Annotated in this window: 12 protein-coding genes and 1 other annotated feature; all 12 genes read left to right on the top strand. The window is 54.3% G+C overall.

The window, feature by feature from the left end:
- Positions 1 to 52: 52 nt before the first annotated feature.
- The 12 genes from ACI48K_RS10910 to ACI48K_RS10855 all read left to right on the top strand — a co-directional run bounded on the left by ACI48K_RS10910 (position 53) and on the right by ACI48K_RS10855 (position 16,580).
- Positions 53 to 706 (top strand): precorrin-2 dehydrogenase/sirohydrochlorin ferrochelatase family protein, encoded by a 654-nt coding sequence (locus ACI48K_RS10910; RefSeq protein WP_475027629.1) that lies wholly within the window; start codon positions 53 to 55, stop codon positions 704 to 706.
- A gap of 2 nt (positions 707 to 708) precedes the next feature.
- Complete coding sequence (gene hemC / locus ACI48K_RS10905) at positions 709 to 1,671, top strand: hydroxymethylbilane synthase (protein ID WP_475027775.1); 963 nt, start codon at positions 709 to 711, stop codon at positions 1,669 to 1,671.
- On the top strand, positions 1,661 to 3,205 hold the full coding sequence (cobA, locus tag ACI48K_RS10900; RefSeq protein ID WP_475027628.1) for a uroporphyrinogen-III C-methyltransferase: 1,545 nt from the start codon (positions 1,661 to 1,663) through the stop codon (positions 3,203 to 3,205). The genes hemC and cobA overlap by 11 nt, the downstream gene beginning before the upstream one ends.
- Positions 3,206 to 3,505: 300 nt before the next feature.
- Positions 3,506 to 4,510 (top strand): porphobilinogen synthase, encoded by a 1,005-nt coding sequence (gene hemB, locus ACI48K_RS10895; protein WP_475027627.1) that lies wholly within the window; start codon positions 3,506 to 3,508, stop codon positions 4,508 to 4,510.
- A gap of 30 nt (positions 4,511 to 4,540) precedes the next feature.
- Positions 4,541 to 5,842 carry a glutamate-1-semialdehyde 2,1-aminomutase gene (gene hemL / locus ACI48K_RS10890; RefSeq protein ID WP_475027626.1) on the top strand — a complete coding sequence of 434 codons (1,302 nt, stop codon included), beginning with the start codon at positions 4,541 to 4,543 and terminating at the stop codon, positions 5,840 to 5,842.
- A gap of 44 nt (positions 5,843 to 5,886) precedes the next feature.
- A complete protein-coding gene (locus tag ACI48K_RS10885) occupies positions 5,887 to 6,747 on the top strand; it encodes an RluA family pseudouridine synthase (protein WP_475027625.1) in 861 nt (286 codons plus the stop codon).
- 143 nt (positions 6,748 to 6,890) lie between these two features.
- Positions 6,891 to 8,222 (top strand): LysM peptidoglycan-binding domain-containing protein, encoded by a 1,332-nt coding sequence (locus ACI48K_RS10880; RefSeq protein ID WP_475027624.1) that lies wholly within the window; start codon positions 6,891 to 6,893, stop codon positions 8,220 to 8,222.
- 165 nt (positions 8,223 to 8,387) lie between these two features.
- Positions 8,388 to 8,657 (top strand) — a binding site (T-box leader).
- A gap of 141 nt (positions 8,658 to 8,798) precedes the next feature.
- On the top strand, positions 8,799 to 11,471 hold the full coding sequence (locus ACI48K_RS10875; RefSeq protein ID WP_475027623.1) for a valine--tRNA ligase: 2,673 nt from the start codon (positions 8,799 to 8,801) through the stop codon (positions 11,469 to 11,471).
- A gap of 29 nt (positions 11,472 to 11,500) precedes the next feature.
- Positions 11,501 to 12,880: a bifunctional folylpolyglutamate synthase/dihydrofolate synthase gene (locus tag ACI48K_RS10870; RefSeq protein ID WP_475027622.1), complete on the top strand. Its 1,380-nt coding sequence runs from the start codon at positions 11,501 to 11,503 to the stop codon at positions 12,878 to 12,880.
- A 59-nt stretch (positions 12,881 to 12,939) separates the two neighbouring features.
- On the top strand, positions 12,940 to 14,262 hold the full coding sequence (murC, locus tag ACI48K_RS10865; protein ID WP_475027621.1) for a UDP-N-acetylmuramate--L-alanine ligase: 1,323 nt from the start codon (positions 12,940 to 12,942) through the stop codon (positions 14,260 to 14,262).
- A gap of 176 nt (positions 14,263 to 14,438) precedes the next feature.
- Positions 14,439 to 15,728 carry an SPOR domain-containing protein gene (locus ACI48K_RS10860; protein ID WP_475027620.1) on the top strand — a complete coding sequence of 430 codons (1,290 nt, stop codon included), beginning with the start codon at positions 14,439 to 14,441 and terminating at the stop codon, positions 15,726 to 15,728.
- A gap of 249 nt (positions 15,729 to 15,977) precedes the next feature.
- On the top strand, positions 15,978 to 16,580 hold the full coding sequence (locus ACI48K_RS10855; RefSeq protein WP_475027619.1) for a Maf family protein: 603 nt from the start codon (positions 15,978 to 15,980) through the stop codon (positions 16,578 to 16,580).
- The last annotated feature ends 46 nt before the right edge of the window (positions 16,581 to 16,626 follow it).

Below are 16,626 nucleotides of genomic sequence, written 5' to 3'. Positions count from 1 at the left end.
GTTCCAACTTATAAATTCTGCATTGATTTTTTAGTCCGGGAGTGATCAAGCGTTGTCGCATTATGTACCTGTCATGCTGAAGCTTCAAGGACGGAGATGCGTTATCGTCGGAGGGGGCGAGGTCGCCGAACGTAAAGCGACCCCTTTGCTGGAGGCCGGGGCGTTACTGGTCGTCATCAGTCCGCAAGCGACGCCATGGTTCGAGTCTTGGGCTGTCAAAGGAGAAATCGTCTGGCATAAACGAAGGTACGAGAACGGTGATTTGGAGGGAGCTTTTTTGGCTTATGCCGCCACCGATCAGCCTGAAGTTAACCTGGCCGTCATCCGGGAAGCGGACGAATTGGGCATTCCCGCGAATCACGCCGGCGAAGGCAGCCTGGGATCATTTATAACTCCAAGCGTGACGAGGCGGGGGGATCTGGTCATCGCCGTCTCTGCCTCGGGAGCGGGTCCGGCGGCTTCCCGAAGCTTATCCCGAGAAATCGATGAACGTTTTGGAGAAGAATATGAGAAGTATGTTAATTTTTTGAGCAAGATGAGAGTACAGATCAAAAAAAGGATTACGGATGCGTCCGAACGGAAGCATTTGTTTACGCTATTGGGAGAAATGGATATCCTGGCATCGATTCGGGAAGGCCATCTAGTTTCCTGGAGTGAGGAAACGCTGATCGCCTGGATCGAGAAGAATCGGAGGAATCGGAAATGACGGTGCGCACCATCGTGGTAGGAACAAGACAAAGCCAGCTTGCGCTGACCCAGACCGGCCAGGTCATTGACGCGCTGAAGGCGTTAGCGAAGGAGCATGGAATCCCGTTTGACTTTGAAATCAAGAAAATTGTCACAAAAGGCGACCGGATTCTGGATGTGACCTTGTCCAAGGTCGGCGGCAAGGGACTGTTCGTCAAGGAAATCGAGCAGGCCATGCTGGACGGGGAAATCGATCTGGCGGTACATAGCATGAAGGATATGCCGTCCGAGCTGCCGGAAGGTTTGCTTACCGGGGCCGTTCCGAAACGGGTTGATCCCCGGGATGCGCTGGTTTCGAGGGATGGATTGACACTGGATGAGCTGCCGAAAGGCGCCAAGGTCGGCACGAGCAGCTTGCGGCGTTCCAGCCAGCTTCGCGCTTATCGTCCCGATCTGGTACTGGAGCCGATCCGCGGAAACATCGATTCCAGGCTGCGCAAGCTGGAAACGGAAGGCTTTGACGCCATTATTCTGGCGGCTGCCGGTTTGTACCGGATGGGCTGGGAGGATCGGATCACTTCGTTCCTGCCGGTCGAGGTATGCCTGCCTGCCGTCGGCCAAGGCGCGCTTGGCATCGAATGCCGGGAGGACGACGCGGAGCTGCGCAGGTTATTGGCGATATATAATGACCCGGAAACCGCGCTCACGGTAGCGACCGAACGCCGATTCCTCGGCGTGCTGAACGGGGGCTGCCAGGTGCCGATCGGGGCTTACGCGACGCTGAGTACCGGTGCGGGCACGGGTGAACTCAAGGAAATTATTTTAACGGGAATGGTGGGGTCTCCGGATGGAGGCGTCATCTTGAAAGAAAGCCTGACCGGCCAAGACGCGTTTCGGTTAGGGGAAGCCGTCGCAGGCGAATTGATCGCCAAAGGGGCGAACGCGATTTTGTCGGAAGCCGGGAGTGAGAAACATGGCGGGTAAAGTTTATTTGGTCGGCGCGGGTCCCGGCGATGCGAGATTAATCACGCTGAAGGCTGTGGACTGCATCGAAAAAGGCGATGTTATCGTATATGACCGGCTGGCGAATCCAAGCCTTTTGAAATATATGAAACCCGGCGCGGAAAAAATCTATGTCGGAAAACGGCCCGACCGGCACACGATGAAGCAGGAGGAAATCAATCAACTTCTGGTCGACCTGGCTTTGACCGGGAAAACCGTGGTGCGTCTTAAAGGCGGCGACCCTACCGTATTTGGGCGGGTTGGCGAAGAAGCCGAATTGCTGCGTAAGCACGGGATATCCTACGAAATCGTGCCGGGAATCACCGCAGCCATCTCGGTGCCCGCCTATGCAGGCATTCCGGTGACTCACCGTGATTTGGCCTCGTCTTTTTCCGTTATAACCGGACATGAAAGTACGGACAAGCTCGATGTGTCGATCCACTGGGATAAGGTGACCAATGCTACGGGAACGCTGGTATTTATGATGGGCGTGGCCAAAATCGGCTATATCAGCAAGCAGCTGATCGCTCACGGCAGGCCGCCCGAGACCCCGATCGCGCTTGTGCGTTGGGGAACCCGGGCCGAGCAGGAGACGCTGACCGGAACGCTCGCGGATATCGAACAAAAGGTGCTTGCCGCGGGATTTGAGCCTCCGGCCGTTATTATCGTCGGCGAGGTCGTTAAGCAGCGCGAGCAGCTGAAATGGGTCGAAACGATGCCTTTATTCGGCAAGAGGATTCTTGTTACGCGTTCCCGTTCCCAGGGGAGCGAGCTTGTCCGGGGAATCGAAGACTTCGGCGGCGAAGCGTATGAATTCCCGGTAATTGAAACCGTGACGCCGGATCAAGAAATACTGAGCCTGACAGACGCGGCGCTGGGGCATTTGGAATCCTATGATTGGGTGTTTTTCACCAGCACAAACGGCGTGGATTATTTCTTCAGGCACCTGGAGCGTTTGGGAAAAGATATCCGTTCCTTGTTCAAGGCGCGGATCGCGGCGGTAGGCCCGGCAACCGCGGAAGCGCTGCGCCGGCACGGGATCGCGGCGGAAGCCCTGCCGACCCGGTTCCAGGCCGCGGGGCTGATTGACGCGTTTAGCACTCGTATGACGGCGGGGCAGCGGGTGCTGCTGCCGCGGGGCGATCTTGCCCGGGCTTCGCTGCCGGAGACGTTGCGGGAACAAGGCTTGCTCGTGACGGAAGCCGTGATGTACAGCACCGTTCCCGCCGGAGAAGAGGACGACGAACTGCTGAAGCTGCTGGAGGAAGGCGGTATTCACGCCGTTACGTTTACCAGCTCTTCAACGGTGACCAACCTGCTGGCTGCTTTAAAGAAGATGGGTGTCGCGGATCCCGTGAAGGCGCTGGAGAGCGTCGAGATCGCCTGTATCGGACCGATCACGGCGCAGACGGCCGAAGCGGCCGGACTGAAGGTGTCGATTCTCGCGGAATCGGCGACCATTGACAGTCTGCTGCAAGCGCTATGCGCTTGGAAAGCGCGAACGTCCAAGGAATAAATGACCGACTTCGAAAACTATATAAGTTGAACCAATGAAAAAGTAACTTGGCAAGAGTGTGGAATGGTCTGGCAGAAGCTAAAAGCTTTCTGAAAGAAAGCTGCATCGGAAGCAAATGCTTTGCGTTCGCCTTTGTGACCGGATATCTACTCCATTTGAATGTAATCAATTAAAGAAATTCGGGAACAACAGCGATCGAAAGAACATTTTACACGGCTGCCGTTATACGTATTCAATCTTTGGTTCAACTTATATAAACTAAAATCTCGAATTAATTATGAACACAGGAGGGCAATACTTATGACTTTTCCGATAGTAAGACATCGCCGCTTGCGGCAATCCGCCGCCATTCGCGGCATGGTGCGGGAGACGGTTCTGACCGTGGATGACTTTGTTCAGCCGATCTTCGTAACTTACGGCAGCGGCGTGAAAAACGAAATTTCCTCCATGCCCGGCGTGTTTCATTTTTCGCTGGACACGCTTGAGGAAGAAGTGAAAGAAATTGCCGAGCTTGGCATTCCGGCGGTGCTGCTGTTCGGCATTCCGGAGACGAAAGACAGCGTCGGAACCTCCGCTTACGCCGAGGACGGCATCGTACAGGAGGCTACGCGCAAAATCAAATCGCTGTATCCCGACCTGCTTGTTGTTGCGGATACCTGCCTGTGCGAATTTACCGATCACGGACACTGTGGCATGGTCCATACGTTTGAACGGGACGGCCATGTCTGCGGCGACGTGATGAATGACGAATCGCTGGAATTGCTCGTCAAAACAGCCGTCTCCCAAGCCCGGGCGGGTGCTGATATCATCGCCCCGTCCAATATGATGGACGGATTCGTTCAGGCGATCCGGTCCGGTCTGGATGAATCGGGCTTCAGCCATGTGCCGATCATGTCCTATTCCGTGAAATACGCTTCCGCGTTTTACGGTCCGTTCCGGGAAGCGGCGGATTCCGCGCCGCAATTCGGCGATCGCAAGACGTACCAGATGGACCCGGCCAACGCCCGCGAAGCGCTGAGAGAAGCCGAGTCCGACGTGCTTGAAGGCGCGGATATGCTGATGGTGAAGCCGGCTCTCGCTTATATGGACGTTCTTCGTATGCTGCGAGACCAGTTTGACCTACCGCTCGTCGCTTATAACGTCAGCGGCGAATACTCGATGGTGAAGGCTGCCGCGCGGCAGGGCTGGATCAACGAACGCGCAATCGTAACGGAAATGCTGCTCGGGATGAAACGCGCCGGCGCGGACATTATCATCACTTATTTTGCCAAGGATATGGCGCGCTGGCTGCGCGAAGGGAAATAAAGACTAATTCGGCGAGGAGTGACTCTCGAAATGAATGAAACGATAGGACGCCGCAGTGAAGAACGGTCGCGGCAGGCTTTTGAGGAAGCGAAAAAAGTGCTGCCGGGCGGAGTGAACAGCCCCGTTCGGGCATTCAAATCCGTTGGTATGACACCGATGTACATCGATCATGGGGTGGGCTCCCGGGTTTATGATATCGACGGAAACAACTTCATTGATTATGTATGCTCTTGGGGGCCGCTGATTATGGGGCATGCCCACCCGGAGGTTGTCAAAGCGCTGCAGGAGGTCGCGGCCAAAGGGACAAGCTTTGGCGCTCCGACCTTACTGGAAACGGAAATGGCCAAGCTGGTCGTTGAGCGCGTGCCGTCGATCGACATTGTGCGGATGGTGAATTCCGGAACGGAGGCGACCATGAGCGCTATTCGTTTGGCGAGAGGGTACACCGGGCGCAGCAAAATTCTGAAATTCGAAGGTTCCTATCACGGACATGCCGACAGCCTGTTAATCAAGGCCGGCTCCGGCGTGGCCACCCTTGGCCTGCCGGACAGTCCGGGTGTTCCCGAAGGCGTGGCCGCCAATACGGTTGCGGTGCCCTATAACGATCTGGAATCCGTAGAACTGGCTTTTGAACGCTTCGGAGAAGAAATCGCCGGAGTAATCGTGGAGCCGGTTGCCGGGAATATGGGGGTTGTGCCCCCACTGCCGGGATTTCTCGAAGGCCTGCGCCGTTTGACGACGCAATATGGCAGCGTTTTGATTTTCGACGAAGTGATGACCGGCTTCCGCGTGGGTCTGAACTGCGCGCAGGGCCGCTTCGGCATTTCTCCGGATTTGACCTGCCTGGGTAAGGTCATCGGGGGCGGGCTGCCGGTTGGAGCCTATGGCGGGAAAAGGGAAATCATGGAGCAAATTGCTCCGTCGGGTCCGATTTATCAAGCGGGTACACTGAGCGGCAATCCGCTGGCGATGGTGGCCGGCTTTACAACGCTGTCCCTGCTTACTCCGGAGGTTTATGACCGCCTGGAGAGATTATCCGCGAAGCTCGAAGCCGGCTTTGCGAAAAATGCCGAAGTGCGCGGGATCCCGTGTACGATCAACCGCGTCGGCTCCATGGTTTGCCCGTTTTTTACCGAACAAAACGTCATCAATTACGCGGCGGCCAAGAGCAGCGATCTCGACCTGTTCCGCCGGTATTTCGCCGCGATGGTGGAAGAAGGGATCAGCGTGGCGCCGTCGCAGTTTGAAGGCATGTTCGTTTCAGGGGTACATACGGACGAGGATATCGAAGCGACGATCGAGGCCCATCGCCTCGCGCTGCAAAAGCTGTGAGCCCCTCGGTATCCGCGGTTCGGCGCGGGGAATGGCTTGAGCTCATGCCGGGAAAGCCGTCCCGCACGGAAACCGGCGACCGGCTCGAAGCCACCGTGTCTTGGCTGGAAGGGTCGCTGGGCGCCCCTTCCAAGCTGCTGCGCCGCCTTCTGGCGGAAAACGGCATCAAGCTTGCCGGCGACCGGCTTCGCCTGCACCTCTTTCCGCCCAAAACATCGCAATACGCTCCCTATGAACGGGAGCTTTCCATTTTATACGAGGATGATTTTTGCCTCGTTGTCCATAAACCCGCCGGCGTCAAAGTGCATCCGGACGGCGTTGGCGGGTCCCAAGCTACACTGGCCAACATGGTTTCCGCGCTGTATTCCCTGCGTGGTGAACCGGTTGCTCCCGCGCATATCCACCGTCTCGACGAAAACACGTCCGGGCCGGTGCTGTATGCCAAAAACGAATACGCTCAGCTTAAGCTGGACGAGGCGATGAGCCGCAAGGAAATCGGGCGCACATACGTTGCTTTTGTCCAGGGGATTGTCGGTTCCGAGTTGATCAGGATCGATCAGCCGATCGGCCGGGACCGGCATCATAATCAACGGCGCCGGGTTACATCGTCCGGCAAGCCGGCGGTCACCCATGTCGAACTGCTGGAGACTTTTCCTAACGGACAAGCTTCTTTGGTACGTTTGACCTTGGAAACGGGGCGAACCCACCAAATCCGTGTACATATGAGCCATGCCGATCATCCCCTAATCGGAGACGCGTTGTATGGAGGCAGCACCAGGCTGCTCCACTATCAGGCGCTTCATGGAGAAAGCCTTGCTTTTCCCCATCCGCTGACAAGCGATGCCGTCCAGGTTTCTGATCCTTGGCCGACCGCATGGGAAAATCTCAGGGACAAACTTCTGTAGCTGGGGGATTCGCCGCCGTTTCGGGGAAAAAGCAGGCATGTGCCTCTTTTTTAAGCATATAGATAAAACGAGTGATGATTTGGGTCATTGGATCATGGATGCTGAATCATGTTTTTTCGATATGCTGAAGGGAGGTAATGCATTTGGTTGATCAATCCTATGGTCTTCGATTCGATATTTATGAACGCGTTCATTTATCGGAAGAAGTGATCGGTATCGAGGAACTGGAGGAAATCGAGCTCTACCCGAAAATCCAGGTGGTGCCCGGAGATGAATATGCCGCGCTGCGCGGTCATTTACTGTTATCGGGACTGTACCGGGGGGACGGGGAAACCCGCGAACTGGAGCATTGGATTCCGGTCGAAATTACGATTCCGCTCAGCCGGGTGAACAAACTGGAAGATATTACGGTGGAAATCGAGAATTTCGACGTGGATTTGCTGAGCAGCCGCAGCCTCAACATCACGGGGGTGCTGTCGCTCCAAGGGGTTGAAACCTCTTCTCTGTTGGCCGAAACGGATGAGTGGAAAGACCGGGAGTTTACGACGGCGCATGTGGTGCCGGACATCCGGGCCGAAGAGGCTTTGGAGGAAACGACCGAAGACGCCGCCTTCGCGGGTGAATCCCAAACGCCTTATTCGTTCCCGGCGGAAAGTATTGCCGAATGGCAGACATTCTCCGGAGAACAGCCGGAGCAAGAGCGGAGTGCGGACGAGCCGGAAGAAGTTCTATCATGGACGGAGGATTATTCCGCTTATCAAACGCCTAAGTTATGGGCGGACAAGGAATCCGCTCCGCAGGAAAACCACTACGGGATTCAGGAATTTCATCCTGCGCAAGAGCCGGAGGGAAACGTCTGGTTTCAAGGGGAAATTCGTCCCTTCGCGGAAGCGCAGCCTCAGCCTGAGTATATTGAGGAGCGCATTAAGGAAGCGGTGGCGGAAGAGGCGCATCCAATAACGGAAAATCCGGGCTTTGAAGCCGAGACGGAAACAGCGAACGAAGAAGTCGAAGGCACGGAAATCGAAGCCGAACCCAATGAGGAAGCAAACGAAGAAGTTGCCGGGGAATCGGAGGCTCCGAAAGCGGCGCAGCCGGAAGAGAAAAAGGAGCTTAAAATCGCGCTTGGCAGCAAAAAGAAAAGCGAAAGCGAATCGGGCGAATTTTTCGGATTAAAGAAGCTGATTTCTCACCGGTCTCCGGGCGAGCCCGAGCAAACCTTCGAGGCCTCCTACTCTTCTGCCGAAGCTTCCTCCGACTTGGGCGACGGCGAAGAGCTGCGCTGGAAGAACCTGTTTATCGGCAATTCGGAGGAACAAACCCCGTTCCGCACAGTAAGGCTGGTTATCGTTCAGCGCGAGGAAACGCTGGATGATATCGCTCAGCGCTATCATTTGAGTTCGCGGGAATTGCAGCTTTATAACCGCCTCTCCGAGCATCATCTGGCGGAAGGTCAAGTTTTGTACCTTCCATAATCGCCGGCATGGCCGACACGCTTTATTAAAACTGCGCGATGCATGATTTCGCGCAGTTTTTTGTTTTGCGGGTGTTTATAGGCCCTGCCGCCCGTTTTTGTGTCAAATATTGACTCCTGCGCGCATTCGGGATATGATAATACAGATAAACAAGAAATGACTTGACAATCAACGTCGAATGGGAAGAGTAGGCAGTGAACCCTTCAGAGAGCGGGATTGAATCGCTGGAAGATTCCGTAGGATGATGAACTGGCCGAAGTCGCCCGGGAGTTGCCTGTTTGAGCAGTTGAAACGCCATTGTTAGAACAGGCCGGCCGCAGCCGTTATTTGCATGAGTGTCGCGAGTGCCGCCGGTGCTTTTTCCGATTTGATTTGGGAATTCCGGGCCTTGCGAAACAAAGGTGGTACCGCGAAAGCAAGCCTTTCGTCCTTTGCGACGAGAGGCTTTTTCTGTTTTCCGCCTTAAAGAGTGGATAAACCATGGCCGAGCGGACGCGAAAGAAGTCCTTGCCGCAAATCTTAAGGGATGCTGCTGCTTGCTCAAGGCTATGCTTAATTGTGATGGAGGTCGAATATATGACAGAAAACCAAGGTCAGCAGTCCATGGCAGAAATGCCAACCACGTATGATCCGAAAGCGGCTGAACAGAAATGGTACAGCTACTGGATGGAGAACGAGTTTTTCAAAGCCGGTCAAAGACCGGAAGCCAAACCTTTTACGATCGTTATTCCGCCGCCAAACGTTACCGGCATGCTTCATATCGGCCACGCTTTGGACTTTACGCTGCAGGATATCCTGATCCGGACCAAGCGGATGCAGGGTTTTGACGCTTTATGGCTTCCCGGTTCTGACCATGCGGGCATCGCTACCCAAACCAAGGTGGAGCAAAAACTTCGCGAACAAGGAATTACGCGCTACGATCTCGGCCGCGAAAAGTTCCTGGAGCAGGTGTGGGCATGGAAAGACCAGTATGCCGAAACGATTCACGAGCAATGGGCGAAAATGGGCTTCTCGCTCGACTTTTCCCGTGAGCGTTTTACGCTTGACGAAGGGCTCTCGCAAGCGGTCCGCGAGGTATTCGTCAAACTCTATGAAAAAGGCCTGATCTACCGGGGCAAATATATCATCAACTGGGATCCGGCGGCACGTACGGCGTTATCCGATATTGAAGTTGAGTATAAAGAGGTTAACGGTCATCTGTATCACCTGCAGTATCCTCTGACCGACGGAAGCGGCTCGATTACGGTTGCGACCACCCGTCCGGAAACGATGCTCGGCGATACCGCGGTGGCGGTTCATCCGAAAGACGAGCGCTACGGCCATCTCATCGGCAAGACGCTGCTGCTGCCGATCGTGAACCGCGAAATTCCGATCATCGCCGATGAATACGTCGAGAAAGAGTTCGGCAGCGGCGCGGTTAAAATTACCCCGGCGCATGATCCGAACGACTTCGAGGTTGGGCTTCGCCATGATTTGCCGCAAATCACCGTTATGGACGAAACCGGCACGATGAATGCCGCCGCCGGCAAGTACCAAGGACTTGACCGCAGCGAATGCCGTAAGCAAATCGTTAAGGATTTGCAGGATATGGGCGTTTTGATCAGAATCGAAGATCATGTGCATCAAGTCGGACATAGCGAACGTACGGGCGTTGTCGTAGAACCGTATTTGTCCACGCAGTGGTTCGTGAAGATGAAGCCATTGGCCGAAGTGGCGATCGAAGCGCAAAAATCCGGCAAAGGCGTTAACTTTGTTCCCGATCGTTTCGATAAAACCTACTTGCAATGGATCGAAAATGTCCGTGACTGGTGTATATCTCGCCAATTGTGGTGGGGACACCGCATTCCGGCGTGGTACTGCGAAGCAACCGGTGAAATGGTTGTTGCCCGCAGCGAAGAGGAAGCCCGCGCCAAACTGGGCCGTGACGATTTGAAGCAGGACGAGGATGTGCTCGATACCTGGTTCAGCTCCGCGCTCTGGCCGTTTTCCACGCTGGGCTGGCCGAATACGGACAGCGAAGATTTCAAGCGCTTTTTCCCGACAGACGTGCTGGTAACCGGCTACGACATCATTTATTTCTGGGTTGCCCGGATGATCTTTACGTCGCTTGAATTTACGGACAAAATTCCGTTTAAGGACGTTCTCATGCATGGTCTTGTGCGTGACAGCGAAGGACGGAAAATGTCCAAATCGCTCGGCAACGGTGTCGATCCGCTTGAAGTTATCGATAAATATGGCGCGGACGCCATGCGATATATGATTTCAACCAGCAGCACCCCGGGGCAGGATTTGCGTTTCCGTTGGGAACGCGTCGAGCAGGCCCGGAACTTCGCCAACAAGATCTGGAACGCATCGCGCTTTGCGCTTATGAATCTGGAAGGCGTAACTTACGAGGATATCGATATCAGCGGAGACTTGTCCACCTCGGACCGCTGGATTTTGCACCGGTTCAATGAAACGGCCAAGGAAGTTACCCGTTTGATCGATGCTTATGAATTCGGCGAGACCGGCCGGGTGCTGTATAACTTTATTTGGGATGACCTTTGCGACTGGTACATCGAATTCGCGAAGCTGTCGTTCTACGGGGAAGACGCCGGGGCGAAACGGAAAACCCAATCCGTGCTTAGCTTTGTGCTTGACCGTACGCTGCGTTTGATTCACCCGTTCATGCCGTTTATTTCCGAGGAAATATGGCAGCATTTGCCGCATCGTGGCGAAACGGTCACCTTAGCGGAATGGCCGAAATACGATCCGGCGCTGGAAGCACCGGATGCCGTTCAGGAAATGAGTCTCTTGATCGACATTATCCGTTCGGTCCGCAACATTCGCGCCGAAGTCAACGTGCCGATGAGCAAAAAGATCGAACTGCTTGTCAAACCGGGCAGCGAAGAATTGCTGGACATTCTTGGCCGCAACGAGCATTATATTCGCCGCTTCTGCAACACCTCGGAATATGAGGCTTCATTATCGGCCGCCGTGCCGGATAAAGCCATGACCGCGGTCGTGACCGGAGCCGAACTTTATTTGCCGCTCTCCGGCCTTATCGACATCGCGCAGGAAATCGAACGTTTGAACAAGGAGTTCGATAACCTGAATAATGAAGTGGAGCGCGTGGAGAAAAAGCTCGCCAACGAGGGTTTTGTTGCAAAAGCGCCGGCGAAGGTGATCGAGGAAGAACGCGCCAAAATGGCGGACTATAGCGAAAAACGCGATAAAGTGCTGGCCCGGATCGAAGAATTGAAAGGCTAAGCAAACCAAAATAGATGAAGGTGACTAGCATGGGGGATCAAACCGACGAAGAAATACAACCGCTGCAGATCGGAAGTTATGCTGAAGCGGTAGATTGGATTAATGGGCTGATTCCATTCGGAATCCGCCCGGGGCTGGAACGGATCGAGCTCATGATGGAGCGGCTTGGGCATCCGGAGCGGAGGCTTAAGTTCATCCATGTGGCAGGAACGAACGGAAAAGGTTCATCCTGCGCTTTTTTGACCAGTACGCTGATGGCATGCGGTTATCAGGTGGGGACGTTTACGTCTCCGTATATCACCAAATTCACCAACCGGTTTCAATTTAACGGTGCGGATATCCCTGAACGGACGTTGCTGGAATTGTCCAACCGGGTGCTTCCGCTCGTGCGGGAAATTGCCGGAACCGAACAGGGATCGCCGACGATGTTCGAGGTCAGCACGGCGATTGCCATTTTGTATTTTGCGGAAGTTTGCTATCCCGATGTCGTGGTATGGGAGACCGGTCTTGGGGGCAGGATGGATGTTACCAACATTGTGACGCCTATCGTATCATTAATTACAAATATAGGATATGATCATACGGACGTGCTTGGGGACACCATTGAATTAATCGCCCGCGAAAAAGCCGGAATTATTAAGCCGGGAGTTCCGGTCGTCAGCTGCGTGGAGCAGCCGGAAGCCGTCGCTGTCATGAAGGAAACGGCAGCGGCGAAGCATTCGGCCTTGTACTTGATGGAGGAGAACTTCTCTTTCGGTCGGCAGCAGCTCGGTGAAAAAGAGCAAATGCTCCGGTTTCGCGGACCATTTCGGGAGATTGATCTCACGATCGGTCTGCAGGGAGAACATCAATGTAAAAATGCCGCCGGCGTTATGATGGTTTTGGAAATACTAAGACAGTATATGGCTTTCATTCTGGAGGACGAACCGCTGCTGAAAGGATTCCGCGATACGTTTTGGGCGGGACGCTTGGAGCAGGTGAGCGACGAACCGCGCATTGTGCTGGACGGCGCCCATAATCCGGAAGGGGCTGAAGTACTGGCGAAAAGCCTGCCTGAAGTCTACCGTTACCGCAAGCTGCATTTGATGATGGGGATGCTGGCCAATAAGCATCATCGTGGCTACTTAAAGCATATATTACCAATAGTGGATACGCTTATTCTGACCGAGCCCGATTTTCGCAGGAAAATGGATGCCGAGGCGTTATACGATCTCGTGACGGAACTTAAGGGGACGGAAGCGAAAGCGGATTTGGAAATCATCGTAGAACGTGACTGGAGAAAGGCCCTTTCGCTTTTGGAGTCACGGACGGAACGGGAAGATCTTGGGGTGGTGACGGGCACGCTGTATATGATTTCGGATGTGCGGGCAACCCTTTTGCATCAAACCGATTCTGAAAAAGGCTGGTGACCATTTTGTTAAATACAACGGAACAACACGTACATTTTATCGGCATCGGCGGTTATGGCATGAGTGCCATAGCCCGCGTTATGCTGGAGATGGGCTACACGGTGACAGGATCGGACGTCGCTGCCCAAGAGCTTACGGAGAAACTCGCCGCCAAAGGGGCGAAAATTTATATCGGTCATACGGCGGAGCAAGTCCATGGGGCTGACTTGGTCGTATACTCCACCGCGCTGCCGCAAGACAACGTGGAACGCATTGAAGCGCAGGAGCAGGGCATTCCGATTCTGCACCGTTCGCAAATGCTGGCTCGTTTGCTGAATGAGCGGACCGGCGTAGCGGTTGCCGGTGCGCACGGAAAAACGACGACGTCTTCCATGATCGCGCTGGTCATGGAACAGTGCGGAACCGATCCGACGTACATTATCGGCGGAGAAATCATGGATGTTGGAACCAATGCCAAAGCGGGCCAGGGCAGATTCGTAGTAGCGGAAGCCGACGAGAGCGACGGCTCCTTCCTGCAGTACCACCCTTCGCTAGGTGTCGTCACGAATATCGAAGCCGATCATCTTGAAAATTACGGCGGCGATTTCGGGCGGCTTAAGGAAGCTTACGTTCAATTCCTGAACCAAATCAAGCCTGACGGGAAAGCGGTCATCTGTGGAGACGACGCTAACATTCGTGAACTTTTGCCCAAACTGAACAGCCGGACCATCACGTACGGCATCGAAACGGTATGTGACTATTCGGCCAGCGATATCGAGCTTGGCGACCGCTGCGTTTCGTTTACTATGAACCACGGCGAGCGAATGCTAGGAACCATCGAGTTGTCCGTGCCAGGCAGGCATAATCTTTATAACGCTATGGCAACCGTTATCGTATGCCTGGAGGCGGGGATTCCGTTTGAGGCAATTGCCGGAGCGATCCATCAATTTCACGGGGCCAAGCGGCGTTTTCAGGTCCTTGGTGAAACGGACGGCATTCTGGTCATCGATGATTACGCGCATCATCCAACGGAGATTCAGGCGACGATTGCTGCCGCAAAAGCAACCGGTAAGCGGATCATTGCTGTATTCCAGCCACAGCGTTATACGCGGACTTTCTTCCTGCTGGATGCTTTCAGCCGGGCGTTTGGCGACGCGGACGAAGTGATTATCACCGATATTTACTCGCCGGCCGGAGAAAAAGCGATCGAAGGCGTTCACTCCTCAAAGCTGGTTGACTTGATCAAGGAAAACAGCAATGCCGGAGCGCGTTATTTGTCCACGAAACAGGATGTGCTGTCCGATTTGCAGGGACGGATTCAGCCTGGCGATCTGGTGCTTACCATGGGTGCCGGAGATATTTATAAAGTAGGATACGAACTGGCCAAGGGATTATCGAAGTAACCGGGTCGGCTTATCTGAATACTAGCTGGCGCAAAGAATGCTCTTCGGAGCATTCTTTCTTTACGTTTGGAACAAAACCGGCCCAAAATGAAAGACAAACCCGCTCGGCAAATGGCATATAAAGCTCTCAAAGTTCATATGGTATGTTAGAAGAATGGACAAGGAGCGTGCGGACCGTGAACAAAGCCAAAATGACATTCCGGTTTGATGGTCAAGGGCGGGAAATTCGGCCGGATCAGCCTGATAGCCCAGCGGCAGGCAGAGATGAGCCGCGAAGAATGCCGGAAACTCGCATTGTCGAATTCCCGCAAAAAGTGGAGGACACACGGGGAGTGCCGGAGCTTGTGCCCGTGGAACCAATCGCCTACAGGGCGGTGGAGGCGCCGGAAGAGTGGGGAGATCCGTTTACGAATCACATGGGCATGGGGGTAGCCGTTTTTCCGGATGGACAAACAAGGCTTGAAACACAAGGTGAACGCAGGGAGTTCGAAGAATATCCGCAAAACTATTGGTACGACGAACGCCCGGATGAAGATCATGCGCTCGGCCCGGTACTTGAGGACCACAGGAGCAGCTATCTTCAAGATTACCAGGAATATCCGACCCGGCCACGGAAAAATTCCGGGTGGAAGGTGGCCGGCTCATTGACCGGGGCTATCCTGACGGGAGTGCTGTTCGGATTCGTGGTGCTTTCGATATTTAATCAGGAGGTCACCGTCCCGATTCCGGGATTTGGCTCCTCCGACAAGATTGCCTCGGAAGAAACCGCCGACGTTTCCGTCATGGGACCGATTGAGGGGATAACCACGGACGAAGATGCTCCCGAAAAAAACATCCCGGTAGTCAATCTGGCTCTTCCGGAGCAAACGTACTATTTTCTGCAATACGGTGTTTTCAGCACGTCCCAGGGGGTTCAATTGGCCCAGGAAGAGCTGCAAGCCTCCGGGGTTGCGGCCGCGCGGGATTCGATGGACGAAAAACGCGTATACGCCGGGGTTTCCACGGACCGGGAGCAGGCTAAGCTGCTTAGCGGCCAGCTAAAATCCGCGGGAGTGCACCTCATATTGCATGAAATCACGCTGCCGGCTTCCGCCGCATTGCAATTTGACGGGGATACGGCCGTTCTAGAGCGCTATTTGGCCCAAAGCGCCGAGCTTATAGGGCTGCTCAGTTCGTCATCCGCTTCCTTGTTAAGCGGGTCTGTCCCGGAAGAGCAGAAAGCGGACGAGATGCAGCAAATCATTCAAAAGCACCAACTGTGGACGGAGAGTGCGTCGGCCGTCCGGGGCAAATGGTCCCAGGATAAGGAGACGGAGGCGGGCGTGATGGAAAAAGCGATGAACAGCGCCGTGGAAGGAATGGCCGAATACAACAAAAGCGGAGCCAAAACGCTGCTCTGGGAAGTACAAAACGAGACGATGCGGTTTATCATGGCGGAACAAATGCTATTCAACCGATCCAATTAACTCGAGTGAATGACTGGAAAAGGCGGGGAATGGAAATACTTTCCCCCGCCTTTTTTGTGTTTGTATTGGGAATGATTTAACCGTATAATAATAAAGTGTCAAAAAATGGCGAGGATGACAGCGTTAAGTTGTCGATTCCGCGCAGTTTTAGAAACGGGCCCGCCCAAAGAGAGGCGCTGGAAGCCGTTTTTTCTTGTAAATGACGGCTCATTTACGACTTGAATTCGTCAGAAAAGGAGTGTCCCGCTGTTGGATTCCATAGCTGTACGCCGCATTATTCTTGCTTCGACTTCTCCCCGCAGGCGCGAACTTCTCGCATCCCTGAATATTCCGTTTGATATCGTTCCCAGCCATGCCGACGAAACAACTCCAGAAACATGGGCTCCGGAACGAATTGTGATGGAACTGGCGGGGCGCAAAGCGGAGGCGGTTTATCACGGCTTGGATATCACGAAACGGGATGTCGTCATTGTTGGAAGCGATACGATTGTGGTAAGAGACGGAGTCGTGCTTGGCAAACCGAGGAACCGTCAGGAGGCGGCGGAAATGCTGAACTCCCTGCAAGGCAGAAACCATCAGGTATTTACCGGGGTAGCTTGCATAGACGGCTTTACCGGGAAACAAAAAATCGATTTTCGCTCTACCCTGGTTACGATGAGGCCTTTGTCGCCCGAAGAGGTTGCGGCTTACGCGAACAGCGGCGAAGGATTGGACAAGGCGGGGGCCTATGCGATTCAGGGCCTTGGCGCTACGATCGTGACCGGGATTGAAGGGTGCTACTTTAACGTTGTGGGTTTACCGCTGTCTCTTCTGGTCGAGATGCTGTCGGAGTTCGGCATTCGCGTATTGTAGTGTTCTTATCTGAAAGTGGAAGTGATAAAGCATATCCTTCCGATGA

Source organism: Paenibacillus terrisolis (assembly GCF_056171975.1).
This window is presented reverse-complemented; position numbering and strand designations above follow the sequence as displayed.

What these genes read in the sequence shown, in the direction of transcription:
- ACI48K_RS10870 (WP_475027622.1), top strand. Translation starts at nt 11,501, where the DNA reads ATGGGGGATCAAACCGACGAAGAAATACAACCGCTGCAGATCGGAAGT.
- hemB (WP_475027627.1), top strand. Translation starts at nt 3,506, where the DNA reads ATGACTTTTCCGATAGTAAGACATCGCCGCTTGCGGCAATCCGCCGCC.
- murC (WP_475027621.1), top strand. Translation starts at nt 12,940, where the DNA reads ATGAGTGCCATAGCCCGCGTTATGCTGGAGATGGGCTACACGGTGACA.
- ACI48K_RS10885 (WP_475027625.1), top strand. Translation starts at nt 5,887, where the DNA reads ATGCCGGGAAAGCCGTCCCGCACGGAAACCGGCGACCGGCTCGAAGCC.
- ACI48K_RS10875 (WP_475027623.1), top strand. Translation starts at nt 8,799, where the DNA reads ATGACAGAAAACCAAGGTCAGCAGTCCATGGCAGAAATGCCAACCACG.
- hemL (WP_475027626.1), top strand. Translation starts at nt 4,541, where the DNA reads ATGAATGAAACGATAGGACGCCGCAGTGAAGAACGGTCGCGGCAGGCT.
- cobA (WP_475027628.1), top strand. Translation starts at nt 1,661, where the DNA reads ATGGCGGGTAAAGTTTATTTGGTCGGCGCGGGTCCCGGCGATGCGAGA.